The 14,196-nt window shown below is 51.9% G+C and carries 12 protein-coding genes, 1 tRNA gene and 2 rRNA genes (1 of these 15 only partly in view); 12 read left to right on the plus strand and 3 right to left on the minus strand.

The genetic code is table 11. From position 1 onward, the window contains the following. The 4 genes from ACI0FG_RS06340 to ACI0FG_RS06355 all read left to right on the plus strand — a co-directional run. Positions 1–2,055 (plus strand): 23S ribosomal RNA (locus ACI0FG_RS06340) (it extends 882 nt beyond the left edge of the window). Between the two features lie 67 nt (positions 2,056–2,122). Then, a 5S ribosomal RNA gene (gene rrf, locus ACI0FG_RS06345) occupies positions 2,123–2,237 on the plus strand. 245 nt (positions 2,238–2,482) lie between these two features. Further along, positions 2,483–2,830 (plus strand): cupin domain-containing protein, encoded by a 348-nt coding sequence (locus ACI0FG_RS06350; protein WP_419787707.1) that lies wholly within the window; start codon positions 2,483–2,485, stop codon positions 2,828–2,830. Between the two features lie 186 nt (positions 2,831–3,016). Continuing rightward, entirely contained in the window at positions 3,017–3,667 is a 651-nt protein-coding gene (locus ACI0FG_RS06355; RefSeq protein WP_419787708.1) for a TetR/AcrR family transcriptional regulator, read from the plus strand. Positions 3,668–4,547: 880 nt separating this feature from the next. Here ACI0FG_RS06355 and ACI0FG_RS06360 read toward each other — a convergent pair. Both ACI0FG_RS06360 and ACI0FG_RS06365 read right to left on the minus strand, forming a co-directional pair. Further along, positions 4,548–5,689, minus strand: a protein-coding gene (locus ACI0FG_RS06360; RefSeq protein ID WP_419787709.1) for an IS3 family transposase whose coding sequence is annotated in 2 segments (ribosomal slippage) — positions 4,548–5,425 and positions 5,425–5,689 — 1,143 coding nt in all. Because the reading frame shifts where the segments join, the coding sequence is not laid out codon by codon here. Between the two features lie 380 nt (positions 5,690–6,069). Beyond that, complete coding sequence (locus tag ACI0FG_RS06365; RefSeq protein ID WP_419787710.1) at positions 6,070–6,468, minus strand: MucR family transcriptional regulator; 399 nt, start codon at positions 6,466–6,468, stop codon at positions 6,070–6,072. 365 nt (positions 6,469–6,833) lie between these two features. On the opposite strand from ACI0FG_RS06365, the gene ACI0FG_RS06370 reads away from it, so the two are divergent. The 6 genes from ACI0FG_RS06370 to tig all read left to right on the plus strand — a co-directional run bounded on the left by ACI0FG_RS06370 (position 6,834) and on the right by tig (position 12,042). Next, entirely contained in the window at positions 6,834–7,247 is a 414-nt protein-coding gene (locus ACI0FG_RS06370; protein ID WP_419788364.1) for a hypothetical protein, read from the plus strand. 162 nt (positions 7,248–7,409) lie between these two features. After that, positions 7,410–8,321 carry a MerR family transcriptional regulator gene (locus tag ACI0FG_RS06375; protein WP_419787711.1) on the plus strand — a complete coding sequence of 304 codons (912 nt, stop codon included), beginning with the start codon at positions 7,410–7,412 and terminating at the stop codon, positions 8,319–8,321. A 125-nt stretch (positions 8,322–8,446) separates the two neighbouring features. Then, positions 8,447–8,875 (plus strand): hypothetical protein, encoded by a 429-nt coding sequence (locus tag ACI0FG_RS06380; RefSeq protein WP_419787712.1) that lies wholly within the window; start codon positions 8,447–8,449, stop codon positions 8,873–8,875. 104 nt (positions 8,876–8,979) lie between these two features. Beyond that, positions 8,980–10,347, plus strand: coding sequence for a bifunctional hydroxymethylpyrimidine kinase/phosphomethylpyrimidine kinase (gene thiD, locus ACI0FG_RS06385; RefSeq protein ID WP_419787713.1), 1,368 nt, complete (start codon positions 8,980–8,982; stop codon positions 10,345–10,347). Positions 10,348–10,431: 84 nt separating this feature from the next. After that, positions 10,432–10,516: transfer RNA gene (locus ACI0FG_RS06390), tRNA-Leu, on the plus strand. A 47-nt stretch (positions 10,517–10,563) separates the two neighbouring features. Continuing rightward, on the plus strand, positions 10,564–12,042 hold the full coding sequence (gene tig / locus ACI0FG_RS06395) for a trigger factor (protein ID WP_419787714.1): 1,479 nt from the start codon (positions 10,564–10,566) through the stop codon (positions 12,040–12,042). Between the two features lie 62 nt (positions 12,043–12,104). Here the strand turns inward: tig and ACI0FG_RS06400 are convergent, their stop codons facing one another. Continuing rightward, positions 12,105–12,314: a hypothetical protein gene (locus ACI0FG_RS06400; RefSeq protein ID WP_419787715.1), complete on the minus strand. Its 210-nt coding sequence runs from the start codon at positions 12,312–12,314 to the stop codon at positions 12,105–12,107. On the opposite strand from ACI0FG_RS06400, the gene clpP reads away from it, so the two are divergent. Together clpP and clpX are read left to right on the plus strand one after the other, a co-directional pair. Continuing rightward, positions 12,313–12,924 (plus strand): ATP-dependent Clp endopeptidase proteolytic subunit ClpP, encoded by a 612-nt coding sequence (clpP, locus tag ACI0FG_RS06405; RefSeq protein ID WP_419787716.1) that lies wholly within the window; start codon positions 12,313–12,315, stop codon positions 12,922–12,924. The two genes, ACI0FG_RS06400 and clpP, sit on opposite strands and share 2 nt — an antisense overlap. Before the next feature lie 2 nt (positions 12,925–12,926). Further along, a complete protein-coding gene (gene clpX, locus ACI0FG_RS06410) occupies positions 12,927–14,180 on the plus strand; it encodes an ATP-dependent Clp protease ATP-binding subunit ClpX (RefSeq protein ID WP_419787717.1) in 1,254 nt (417 codons plus the stop codon). Positions 14,181–14,196: the final 16 nt, after the last annotated feature.

Consider the following 14,196-nt stretch of genomic DNA (forward strand, 5'->3'; position numbering starts at 1 on the left):
GATTAGTTTTGCGGAGGTAGAGCACTGACAGGGCTAGGGGCCTCACCAGGTTACCAACCCCTATCAAACTCCGAATGCCGTAAAATGATGTCATGCAGTCAGGCTGCGGGTGCGAAGGTCCGTGGCCAAAAGGGAAACAGCCCAGACCAACAGCTAAGGTCTCTAAATCAATGCTAAGTGGAAAAGGTGGTGGAGTTGCTTATACATCCAGGAGGTTGGCTTAGAAGCAGCCATCCTTTAAAGAAAGCGTAATAGCTCACTGGCCTAGCGATTCTGCGCCGAAAATGTAACGGGGCTAAGCATTGTACCGAAGCTTTGGGTTCGTAGCTAGTCTACGAGCGGTAGGGGAGCGTTCTCAGATGGGATGAAGGTGAACCGTAAGGTTTGCTGGACTAATGAGAAGTGAATATGCTGGCATGAGTAACGATAAAACAAGTGAGAAACTTGTTCGCCGTAAACCTAAGGTTTCCTGGGTAAAGTTAATCTTCCCAGGGTAAGTCGGCCCCTAAGGCGAGGCAGAAATGCGTAGCTGATGGGAAACAGGTTAATATTCCTGTACCTGTATACGTGTGCGATGGAGGGACGCAGGAGGATAGATGATCCGGGTGTTGGATATCCCGGTGCAAGCGCGTAGGCTTGTGGAGCAGGCAAATCCGTTCCACTTCGGCCGAGACGTTATGCCGAGTCTTTAATCGACAGAAGTCATTTATTCCACGCTGCCAAGAAAAGCTTCTAAGTTTAGCGTATGCAGACCGTACCGCAAACCAACACAGGTAGGTGGGTCGAGTAGACCAAGGCGCTTGAGAGAACTCTGGTTAAGGAACTCGGCAAAATGACCCCGTAAGTTCGCGATAAGGGGTGCTCAAGTTCGTGATCCTGTTTACCAAGTGAGCGGATTTGAGACGCAGGAATCGGGGGGGGCGACTGTTTACTAAAAACATAGGTCTCTGCTAAGTCGTAAGACGATGTATAGGGACTGACGCCTGCCCGGTGCTGGAAGGTTAAGAGGTGAGGTCAGACTTCGGTCGAAGCCTTAAATCGAAGCCCCAGTAAACGGCGGCCGTAACTATAACGGTCCTAAGGTAGCGAAATTCCTTGTCGGGTAAGTTCCGACCTGCACGAATGGCGTAACGATCTCCCCACTGTCTCAACCAGAGACTCAGTGAAATTGAATTCCCGGTGAAAATGCCGGGTACCCGCGGAAGGACGGAAAGACCCTGTGCACCTTTACTGCAGCTTGACATTGGTATTTGATTATTCATGTGTAGGATAGGTGGGAGACTTTGAAGCGGTATCGCCAGATATCGTGGAGTCACCCTTGAAATACCACCCTTGAATACTTAGATATCTAATCCAATGCCGTGATCCGGCTTGGAGACATTGTCTGGTGGGTAGTTTGACTGGGGCGGTCGCCTCCTAAATAGTAACGGAGGCTTGCAAAGGTTCCCTCAGGCTGATTGGAAACCAGCCGTTGAGTGCAAAGGCATAAGGGAGCTTGACTGTGAGACAGACATGTCGAGCAGGAACGAAAGTTGGTCTTAGTGATCCGGTGGTTCCGAATGGAAGGGCCATCGCTCATAGGATAAAAGGTACGCCGGGGATAACAGGCTGATCGCATCCAAGAGTTCACATCGACGATGCGGTTTGGCACCTCGATGTCGGCTCATCACATCCTGGGGCTGAAGCAGGTCCCAAGGGTACGGCTGTTCGCCGTTTAAAGTGGTACGCGAGCTGGGTTTAAAACGTCGTGAGACAGTTTGGTCCCTATCCTCCGTGGGCGTAGGAGAATTGAAGAGGGTCTGCCCCTAGTACGAGAGGACCGGGGTGGACGAACCTATGGTGTTTCTGTTGTCACGCCAGTGGCATTGCAGAGTAGCTATGTTCGGCACGGATAACCGCTGAAAGCATCTAAGCGGGAAGCCATCCTCAAGATAAGTTCTCCCTGGACATTAGTCCCTGAAGATCCCTTGAAGACCACAAGGTTGATAGGCCGGAGGTGTAAGTGTGGTGACACATTCAGCTGACCGGTACTAATAGATCGTGCGGCTTATTTAACAAATTATGGAATTCTCTCTTCTCCCTATTGACTATATATCTCGAACCCTATGGTTCACCAAATTTTCTTGGTGCCCAAGGAGGAGGGGGTACACCCGGTCCCATTCCGAACCCGGTAGTTAAGCCCTCCATCGCCGATGATACTGCATGGTAGCGTGTGGGAAAGTAGGTCGGTGCCAAGGAATGTTTCAAAGGCCTCAGTCAAATGACTGAGGCCTTTTCTTTTGCCCAATCATCCGCCATCAACCCCCGCATCGGCTGCACTCCCCCCATCCAGCCATCCGAATCCTCATCCGCACCCCGCACCCCGCACCCGACTCCCACTGGTGCACCAAAAAGCTCTGTGCTAGCCTGACCATGTTGCCGCTTACTTACGGTTACTTGTTCGCGGTGACGCCTTACCACTTCATCCTATCGGAGAATACCCATGAAAATATTGCATTACAAAGACGCTGAACCCAAGGTCCTCAAAGTCGCCGGCCCCGGCGTGGAAGGACGCGTCGTCATCGGTAAGGTCGACGACGACGTCAACTTCTGTATGCGCGTCTTCGAGATCGCCCCCGGCACCAAGATCCCCGCCCACTCCCATCCCTGGGAACACCAGCAGTTCTACCACGCCGGCACCGGCTACATCGTCATCGACGGCAAACAGGCGTCCCTCGCTTCCGGCAGCGTGGTCTACGTCGCCCCCAACGAGGAACACCAGGTCGTCAACACCGGCACCGAAACCATGGTCCTCGTCTGCCTCATCCCTAAAGGCGTCGCTGAAATTTAGACGGGTATTAATGGGAGGCTGGAGACTCGTGGGTTAGGGGACATAATAATACTGTGTCCATGATTTAATGTGCTTAATTTTTGCTGATCAACTCTTCGCAATGTATTAGGTAGCCTTTTTTGCCTCCAGTTGGTTGTTGTATTGTCCAAAACACAGTTGGATAGTGTTGCCCTTAGGGAGAAAAATATGCCGACATTAAAAATTTTACCCAAAGTAGTGCCGATACGGAATAAGGAGTTAACCAAGCAGCGACTGATCAAAGCGGTCGGAAAGGTCTTGGCTGATGTTGGGTTTAAAAAACTTGGGGTAAATCCGGTTGCACGGGAAGCTGATGTCGATAAGAAGTTGATTTATCGTTATTTCGGTGGTCTTGAAGGACTTGTTGGTGCCTATGGTCGCACCATTGAGTTTTGGCCGAGCGCAGAGGAACTTGTCGGGCGAGATCGGGATTTTATTCACGATCTGCCCTCTCACGAACTCGTCGCCTTATTCTTAAAAAGGTATCTCAGAGCGATTCTTGAACGGCCTAATACTCTGGAGATTTTGGCTTGGGAAGCCCTGGAAAAGAATTATTTGACGCAGGCTCTTGAGGAAGTACGGATAAAAACCGCACTTGAATTTTTTGAGCTTATGAATCAAGACCCCCCAGAAACTATCGATTTGACTGCTGTTATCCTGATTATGGTCGGAGCGATTACTTTTCTTGCGGTTCGCTCTCGTATTCACACCACTCTTGGTGGGGTAGATCTTCGATCGGAAAGAGGGTGGGAGCGTGTTGAGCGGACCCTCGATCAGATCATGTATGGCGTGCTTGGTAATCCTATGGGATCAGTGTAGCAGCTTTGCTCTAATTTTTATGAGATGCTGGGAATTGGCCTGTTGGGGCGGCTAATGGCACTACATATGCTGAGTCGGAGCTTAAGAAGGAAAAGTCTTCCCCAGAATTGGGGTGTTATTTCAGCTTACTGATGATCGCCTTTTGACTCGTGTGTTGGGTTCCGGTCCATGCAAATGGCTTTGTAAGGGCGATTGGGGCAGGTGGGTTCACATCCCGTCCCGCAACCCTACGCATGTTGCTTTGTTGGCTTCGAGGATGGTGTCTCCGGTCTATGCCATAAATAGGACAGCAGATGGACGGCTTTGGTGGCCAGTGTTTTGAACAGGCGTCGATGAAATGTGCAGCTTCGAGCTGTGTTGCTCGAAGTGCAGTGCCCAGATTGGAAAGATATTTAAAGCTACAAAAGTCCGGATAGTCCGTAGGTGAACAGCGACGGTGTCAAAACTCGTGAGGGGCAGGTGGCTAGCACTGATGATAGGTCGTACGTAACGTGGGATTGTATTTCCCGACATTTTTAGAGTCCTGCAGGTGAGCGGAGAAGGCGCTGGTTAGAGGAATTAAGAATGCTTACATTAAGTGGATCCATACGCAAAAATGTTGCCCCAGGGGACGTTGGGGCCTGAAAGAGGCCGCGTAGGGTGATTGGTAGGGGCGACCGCCCAGGGAGTTACGGCGGATTATATCACTTGAGAGACACAACTGTCGAAAAGTCAGGACTTGCGAGGCTTTTCTTTGACATTAAAACAGTTAGGCTTCAACAGATCAGTTGAAGCCCTTTTTCTTATTGTTCCCAACGAACTGACGCTCACCCTTGTAAAGTCCCCCATCTTAGGGCCAGCTAGTAGTAGAGACTTCCCGCCGATTGGAGATGCCCCCGTTTTAGGTCCGGGCTTGTGTGAGTTCCCGGCGTCTTTCCAGCCCATCCATTCCGGGCAATTGCCCGGAATGGATGGCGAACTCAATGGGTGTCAGGTTGCCCAGTGACGAGTGAGGACGACTCTCATTATAGTCCCGTCGCCATGCCTCGACTTTACGCTGGGCATCCTCCAGAGACAAGAACCAGTTCACATTGAGGCATTCGTCTCTGAAACGACCGTTGAAAGATTCAATATATCCGTTGTCTGTAGGCTTTCCCGGTCTGGAAAAGTCCAATTCAACGTGGTGTTCATAGGCCCATTTATCCAAGGCCTTTGATGTGAATTCCGGTCCATTGTCGCACTTGATACGAGTTGGCAGCGAGCGATCACAGGCTATCTTTTCCAGTACCTCGGTCACTTGCTCACCGGTAATACCCTGGCCGGCTTTGATGGCCAGACTTTCCCGCGTATAGTTGTCGACCACCGTCATCAGCTTGAGCCTACGGCCATCAAAAAGAGCATCGCTCATGAAGTCCATGGACCACACCTCATCGGGCCGCGTTGCGCTTTCTGTTTTTTCACGGTGCATAGCACTTACGATGCGTTTGGGGCGTTTGCTGCGGAGCAACAGTCCCTCCTCCTTATAGAGGCGGTATACGCGCTTGTGGTTGATTTCCCAGCCTTCTCGACAAAGTAAGACGTGAATGCGCCGATAACCATATCGAACTCGGGTTGCGGCAATTTCACAAATTCTCATGCGGAGCTCGGCCTGATCGTCGCTCTTTCGTCGGTAAGTATACAGCGACCGGGATATGAGTGCGATGCGGCATGCCCGACGGATGCTCACGTCATAATCGACCCGGAGGTGGTCCACCAACTCCCGACGACGACCAGGCCTCAGAGCTTTTTTGACAGCACGTCCTGAAGCATGACTTTGTCGAGACTCAAATCCGCTACCATCTGCTTGAGCTTGCGGTTTTCCTCTTCGAGCATCTTCAGACGGCGAAGCTCGCTGGTGCCGAGGCCTCCGAACTTCTTTTTCCAGCGATAGAAGGTCTGCTCGCTGATCCCCATTTTGCGGATCACTTCCTTCACGGGAGTCCCATGCTCGGCCTGGCGTAGGGCAAAGGCGATTTGTTCTTCTGTGTACCTTGATTTCTTCACGACGAAATCCTCCTACTTTCTGATAGTCGATTTCGCCGGAAAACTCACATTGTCGGTGGACCTATTTCATGGGAGCAGGTCAGGGTCATCAAATATTTGAGAGAGCGATGTACATGATCCTGGCATAAATGCCCTTCCAAGATTTTCTTCTTCCGCTGTTTTGGGGTTTATGAAGACTCTTCCCACGATTTCCATTCTAATTGTTTAAAGTACCAGATTATCCCTTGAGCTGCTCTGTGCAAAAAAAATGTGATTTCCCATCCAAAATCATCGCAAAATTTAGAATATCACCATAAATGGACAAAAAAGTAACCCCTGCCATGATTAGAAAAAAGGGCAGGGGTTACTTTTCAGAAATGTGTTGGGTACTTAATGAATAGTTAGCTCTTTTTTGCACCTGTACGTTTGGTCCAAAGCTTCATTTCCTTCATCTTCTTACGGCGTTCCCGCTGGAGGGATTTGCACACCAGTGGAAGCTTCTTTTTGTACCCAAACTTTTCGCGGTATTCCTCTGGAGTAAGGTCGTGGCTCGAAAGATGTTTTTTGGTAAGGACCTTGAAAGACTTGCCGCAGACGCAACAGATAATCGATTTCTCTCTAATAGCCTTCTTGGGATCAACAGCAAATGCTTCTTCGGTTTCAATAACCCCACCTTCGGCCATCGCACGTATGTCACCAGCCAACTTTTGCACCATGGAAGTAATTTCTTCTTCCGTCATGGTTCTTACGCTTGCCTGTGCCTTGACTATCTCTAATGCTTCTTTCAGGTAATCGTCCATTGCAAACTCCCTGTATGTGTTTTGGTTCAATGCCTTTAGTCCATCACTATTGCATGTAGCACATGTAATAAAAAAAAGGCAATCTAGTTGTTAAACTTTTTGCTGTGCTTACTATGAGCTTTGTGGAGCCGCAACGTAAAAAAGATCGGTTTCCCCAAAAAGTTTAAGTGGGGGAGGTGGATAAAGTATATGTGTGAGTGGTTTTTCCGCGAAAGAGGTCATGCGTCGGATAATGAAATGGAATTTCTTGCCTCAGTATGTTGGGTGACGTATACTGCCTCATGGTTCGGGTAATAAGCTGAATTGGTAGCATAATGGAGTTGAGGATGAATTCGGAAAATGGGAAAGTGCACAAGTTGGAAACGGTGAAGTCGGAGGAAGCCTCCTCTGAAAATGTGGAGCATACTGCCGCTGCAGATAAGGGCGTGATTACCGCCCAGAAGGACATGAGCAAGGTTTCGCTTATGGTGGCCTTGTTGGCTGTGCTGCTGTTGGTAATATTCTTTTTTGGAATGAACCGGAATATTGCCGGGCTCACGACGGAAGTAAAAAGCCTCGGTTTGCTGCGGGACGAGGTCTCCAGCCTGGATAAGCGTTTGGTGGATCTCCAGACGGATATGCCGGTACAGATGCAGCGCATGATCGCTCAGGATGTCGTTAATGAAATGGCCATGAAGGCGACCTATCTTTCAACTTCCCTCCCTGACGAGGCGTTGCGGGCGAAAATGCAAGAGGTGCTCAAAGGACTGAAAGAGGTCCGCACCGGCTTGGAAAAGTAATTAACAGTCGTTTTTTATGAACAGTCCCTTGGGGGCACGATTTTGGTCGTGCTCCCTTTTTTTGTATAGCGTATTGTTCATCATTGTTTAAATATTTGTTGACATAAAGCGAAAAAAATAGATATGAACAGCTTGATGATTAATGATTAGCCGGGTGATGAGATGGAAAGGAACAGGAAATACATCAGTTTGCGAGAGGTGGGGCGTCAGCTGGATATCCCCCCGTCGACTGTTGTTTATTATAAGGACAAGTTTAACAAGTACATTCCATCGGTAGGTCAAGGCGGCGGCAGGCGCCGCCGGTACCCGGTTGAAGTGGTGGAGATCTTCAGGAGGATACGTGAAATGTTTAGCGACAATTGGTCAGTTGAACAAATTGAGCGTGAATTAGCACTTAAATTCAGTATGTTAATGAATGGACAACAGTCTGATCAATCAAATGATCAGTACAACGGTGTCCTGGCGGATGAAGGGGTAGCCATTGCCCGAGAGCTGGGAGGCGTCCTCTCCAAGATGTCGGACGTGTTGCAGAATCAGTCCTTGTTCAGGAGCGAGATCCGATCCCTTCGGGACGAAGTGGCCGATCTTCGGAAGGAAAGGCGGGATTCAGAAAAGCAATACGCGAAGCGTATCGACCGGCTTGAGCTAGAGATTGGCGAATTGCGCAAAAAATTGGCTTCCAAGGCCCAGGGGGACATCGATTTCCCGCCTGCCGACTATCTGGAGAGTCCGCTGGTGATTTGTTCCGAAGGAGAATTCCTCGGAGTGTTGGGAAAAGGACGCAAGCATTTTTCGCTTAAGGATTTTGTGCAGCTTATTGAACACAAGGTTTCCGACTCCATGAATGTCGAGACTTCCTGGAACAAGCGCGATGGTCATTGGGTCTTGGTAATCCGCACGCAGGATACACGTAAGGAACGGGAACAGAACATTGTCCTGGTGACGAAAAAAACGATGACACCCAGCCGGAATGAGGTGACGGAGATCGTTCGGCTGAATATCGATGGCAATGACGCTCCGGATGCTTTGTTACTGACTCTCTTCCGTCAGTTGCGTTCCGTGTTCAATGGCTAGATGAATTTTTTTTGTATGATTCAACTCTAGAAAATCTCTTGATTCTCCCGGGATAATAGCTTATATAGCTACTGCTAACTGGACCCGGAAAGACGGAGTTTCGCCGGTTTAATGGAGGAGACGGTATGCCCCAGGTCGCTGCAAGAATTACCCATGATCAGGAAAAATGGCTCAAGGACTACTTCAAGACCAAGAGCGCGGGTGCCGAATTCATCCTGCCATGGGCAGTTGACGTCTTCTTCAAATCCATCCGCAATGTTTCGAGCGATTTTTCCGTTGCCGAGCTCAAGACCATTCTGGAATCCCACCGCGATGTGAAATTGTTGCCCAACCAATCCAAGCAGGCCTACTTGATGCTAAGGGTTGAAGAAGCGTGTGATGAGCACAGCGTTCATATCAAAAACGGGGCCAGCAAATCCAACCTTGAAGTGAAGTTGCGGCGCCTTACCGATCTACAGGCCACTTCCCTGATGATATGGGCAACGGCCTACTGGGTCAGCAAGGCGTGGAACGGTGTGTCCGTCGAAGACTACGTCAAGCTTTCCTGCGGTTGATTCGTTTTTCCTTTTCCTTTGTTTTTTTTCTCCCGGTTGCGATTAGCTGTGGCAGGTGGTATCACCTGCCCGTAATCGTTTTCTTTTTTTTGGAGGCTCTCAACATGGGCGGACATGCTCACATCCTGACCATTGCCGGGTCTGACTCCGGCGGCGGGGCAGGCATTCAGGCCGACCTGAAGGCCATCACCATGCTTCGCGGGTATGGGGCTAGCGTCATTACTGCATTGACGGCTCAAAACACACATGCCGTCACCGGGATTCAGGCTCCGTCGGACAAATTCGTTGCGCAGCAATTGAGTGCCGTTCTAGAAGATATTCGCGTGGACGCTGCAAAAACGGGCATGCTTTTTTCGGAGCCGATCATCAAGGCTATCGCGCCTATTTTGAGCAAACGGGAGTTTCCCCTGGTTGTCGATCCTGTCTGCGTTGCCACTTCCGGGGCCAAGCTGCTCAAAGACGATGCCGTCAAAGCCATGCAGCGGTTGATGTTTCCCCTCGCGGATTTGCTCACCCCCAATATTCCCGAAACCGAATTGTTCACCAAGATGCGTATTCGGGACCGGGACGATATTTTCAAGGCGGCCCGCATACTGCTCGATATGGGCCCCAAGGCGGTGCTGATCAAAGGCGGGCATACGGATTCTTTGGCTTCGACCGACTGGTATGTGCCCTCGGACGGTGAGCCGTTACCCTTTATGCAACCCCGCATAGATACCAATTGTACCCATGGTACCGGCTGCACGCTTTCGGCCTCCATTGCCACCGGCCTTGGCCAGGGTATGGAGATGGGCGCCGCCATCAAGCGGGCCCAGGAATATCTCAATCTTTGCCTGCGTGCCGCAGAACCTATTGGCGAAGGTGGCGGACCGCCCGATCATCTTGTTCCCTGGGTCAAGGAATCGGCCCGGCCCGGTCTGCTGCGCGATCTTGTCCGTTTCGGGATTCGACTGGAAGGGTGGCCGGAGCTAGCTGCACTTTTGCCTCGTGGCCGGTCAAACGCAGTTGTGGCCATGCCTTATGCGGATAATGAGGAAGAGGTTGCGGGGTTTCCCGGCGGCATAATCGCCACGCGCAAGAATGATGTTCGTGTGATCGGCAATCCGGAATTCGGGGCATCGCTGTTGACGGCCAAAACCGTACTGGCCGCGTTGCGGCTTCGGCCGGAACTCCGTTGCGGAATGACGGTCGGGCTGAGGCCTGGAGTCAAGCAGGCTCTGGATGCAGCCGGGATTGCAACCGTCTGGATTGATCGGGACAAACGGCCTGATTATATTCGGGAAGACAATGGTGCCTTGGAAGAGTGGGGCGCGTTTGAAGGCATTCGCGACCATGCAGCCCCGGAAAAGGTGCAGGCTGTAGGTGACCCCGGTGAGATGGGGGTAGAACCCGTGGTTCGGCTCCTGGCGAGTGATTTTGAGGAACTGGAGGAGATGTTGAATCGCATACTCTCCTGTTTGCGTGATGCGTAACGTGCTTGGAGCCTCCTGACGGCGTCTTCCTTCTATTAAGGTTGACATATTTGCAGGAGCTTGCTTAATAAGCACGTTCTTTTTGCGGGCGTGGCGGAATTGGTAAACGCGCCAGATTTAGGATCTGGTACCTTGCGGTTTGGGGGTTCGAGTCCCTCCGCCCGCACCAGATGGTGAAATATTACGCGTCGGTAAGGCGCTTCAGGAGGATACGTCGTGGAGTATAATGTCGAAGAAATTTCTCCGGTAAAACGGACGATCAAGGTCGAGGTTCCCACCGAGGAAGTCAACGCCGCTCTTTCCGCAACCATCGCTCTGTATCGTATGCAGGTGGATGTGAAGGGATTCCGCAAGGGCAAGGTGCCGTCCAGCGTGGTTGAAGCCAAGTACCACAAGCAGGTTTACGGCGAGGCTACCACTGATCTGATCAACTATCAGATCAATGAAATCATGAGCGCCCTGTCCATCCAGCCCATGTCCCGCATTGATGTGGATGCAAAGGAGCTGGTTCGGGATGAGCCTTTCAATTACAGCATCACGTTCGAGATCGCACCCAAGCTCGACCTGCCCGAATACAAGGGCCTTTCCGTGGAAGAGGTCAAGGCTGTTGTCGATCCCGCCGAAGTTGCCGAGGTTGAGGAACGCATTTTGGAGAACAACGCCGAGGTGAAGGTCATCGAGGATGTTCGTTCGCCCAGGGACGGTGAAGTTGCCAGCGTGAGCTTCGGCGCCTACCGCGACGGAAAGGTCGTCGAGGGTATTCAGGCCGAGAATTTCGACCTGGTTCTTGGTCAGGGACAGGCTCTTCCTGAATTTGAGGACATGCTCAAGACCCTGACCGCAGGTGAGGCCGGAGAGACCGACATTACTTTCCCTGAAGACTTTATCAATGAGAATCTTGCAGGCAAGACCGTGACCATGAAGGCCAAGCTGCACGCCGTCAAGGAGCGCATCAAGCCTGAAATGAGCGACGAAGTTGCCAAAAAGGCGGGCTTCAGCGATGTGGCGACCCTGCGCAAGGGCATTGAGGAGTCCTATCGCTCCCAGCGCAAGCAGATGAACAAGTCTGTTGCACAGAACAAGCTGCTGGGCTCCCTGATCGAATCCATCTCCGAGTTCCCGCTGCCGCCTTCCATGGTCGAGGATCGTATCGACCGGCTGGTGCAGGATCTGGAATATCGCCTGGATCGTCAGGGCAAGGGCTTGCAGTCTCTGGGCAAGTCTCCTGAAGAGTTGCGCGAGGGCTTCCGCGAAGAGGCCGAGCGTACCGTGAAGACGGAAATTCTGCTGCTGGCTGTTGCCGCTGAGGAAAGTCTGGAGATTTCTCCCGAAGAGATCGAAGCCGCTCTGAGTCGACTGGCCATGCAGACCCGTCAGCCGCTGCATGAACTCAAGAAGTACTACGAAGACAACAACCTTGTGGTTCCCCTCAAGGACAGCCTGCTTTGCGACAAGGCTTCCGAGCTGATCTACGAGTCCGCTGAGGTCAAGGAAATCGATCCTCCGACCGGCGATGCCAAGGCTGCCAAGGAGCCTGCCGAAGCCAAATCCGCCGAGGACGGCATTCAGTTTGCCGACAAGGCCGAGGCTGTTGACTGGGCTATTGCAAACTTGGGTCTCAAGGAGACCACGGCAAAGAGCTACTCTCTTGCCAAGCTCCAGGAGCGGGCCGACAAATACTTTGCTGAGAAATAATCTCGCACTGACTTAAACGCAATCGAGGCGGCCCGTTGCAAAACGGGTCGCCTTTTTCCATTTCAAACCTTGACCTCGGTCTCTTCGTTGCTATTTTGAAGCGATGGTGCGGGAAGTTTATCCTTGTCCTTCAAGGGGAAATTCCGCATACTGAAAAGAGCCTGTTGAGCTGAACCGGACTTTGCCGAACGTGGAGTCAGCCGTGCGTCGGCTGTAAATATTTTTCCACGCATAACCGATAATAACGAAAATTGTTGCAAGGAGACGTTCATGGTCGCCATCCCGATGGTCATTGAAACAACCGGCCGCACGGAACGTGCGTACGACATATATTCCCGACTGCTCAAAGACAGGATTATCCTGCTTGGAAGCGCCATCGACGATCACGTGGCGAGTCTGATTTGTGCTCAGTTGCTGTTTCTGGAGTCCGAAGACCCGGAAAAGGAAATCTACATGTACATCAATTCGCCGGGCGGCGCTGTTTCGTCCGGCATGGCCATTTATGATACCATGCAGTATATTTCCGCTCCGGTTGCAACCCTCTGCCTGGGCCAGGCGTCCAGCATGGGCGCGCTTTTGCTTTGTTCCGGCGAGGCGGGGATGCGATATGCGCTGCCGCACAGCCGCATCATGATCCACCAGCCCCTTGGCGGAGCGCAGGGGCAGGCCTCGGACATTCACATTCATGCGCAGGAAATTTTGCGTCTGCGTGATGAACTCAACGGAATTATGGCCCATCACACTGGACAGGATCTGGAAACTATCAGCCGGGACACGGAGCGCGATCATTTCATGTCTGCCGAGGAGGCCATGGAATACCGGCTTATCGACAAGGTCATGCGGTCTCGCGCCGAAACGGAAGAAGAAATCAAGGATAAGTAAATATGGCTGAAAGCAATACCAATACGCCGGACCTGAGATGTTCCTTCTGCGGTAAAGTGCAGGCGGATGTCCAACGTCTCATCGCAGGGCCGGACGTGTATATTTGCGACGAGTGCGTCGCTCTGTGCAACGACATCATGGCACAGGAGACCATCAGCGAGGAATTCGAGGATGGACGACTGCTGCCGCCGCAGGAAATCAAGGAACTGCTTGACCAGTATGTCATTGGCCAGGAGCAGGGGAAGAAGATTCTTTCCGTGGCCGTGCACAATCATTACAAACGCGTTTTTTATGCCTCGGCCAGCAAGGCTCAGGACGAAGTCGAGATCGACAAGTCCAATATCCTGCTGATCGGCCCCACGGGTTCGGGCAAGACGTTGCTGGCCCAGACTCTGGCACGGGTACTCAAGGTTCCCTTCGCCATAGCCGATGCCACCACGCTTACCGAAGCGGGCTATGTCGGCGAGGATGTCGAGAACATTCTGGTCCAGCTGCTGCAGAATGCCGATTACGACATTGATGCGGCCTCTCGCGGAATCATCTACATTGACGAGATCGACAAGGTCGCACGCAAGGGGGATTCGCCCTCCATTACCCGCGACGTGTCGGGCGAGGGTGTACAGCAGGCACTGCTCAAGATCATTGAGGGCACTGAGGCGAACATTCCGCCCAAGGGCGGACGCAAGCACCCCCAGCAGGAATTCATCCGCATGGATACCTCGAATATCCTGTTCATCCTCGGCGGTGCGTTTATCGGACTGGATAAGATTGTCCAGCAGCGCAAGACTGGATCGGGCATGGGGTTCGGCGCAAAGGTCGAGGCCAAGAAGGAGATGTCCCTGGGCGACCTGTTCGCTTTGGCGGAACCCATGGATCTCATCAAGTTTGGTCTTATCCCCGAGTTTGTGGGCCGTATTCCCATCATGACCTCCCTGGAGGAACTGACTGAGGATGATTTGGTCCGCATCCTTCAGGAGCCCAAGAACGCGCTTATCAAGCAGTATCAAAAATTGTTTGAGCTTGATAAGGTGGAACTCCGGTTTACGGACAACGCCATGACCGCCATTGCCCGTCAGGCTATTGAGCGTAAGACCGGGGCGCGCGGATTGCGCAATGTTTTGGAGAAGATCATGCTGGAGATCATGTACAAGCTGCCCTCCCTGTCCGGGGTGCGCGAGTGCGTCATCAACCAGGCCGTTGTGGAAAACGGGATGGAACCGCTGCTTCTCTATCATCAGGAAGTGAAGTCTGCCTGATTGGGCGATTGACTTT

The sequence above is a fragment of the Pseudodesulfovibrio sp. 7M6 genome (assembly GCF_050058625.1).
Lineage (GTDB): Bacteria > Desulfobacterota > Desulfovibrionia > Desulfovibrionales > Desulfovibrionaceae > Pseudodesulfovibrio > Pseudodesulfovibrio salinus.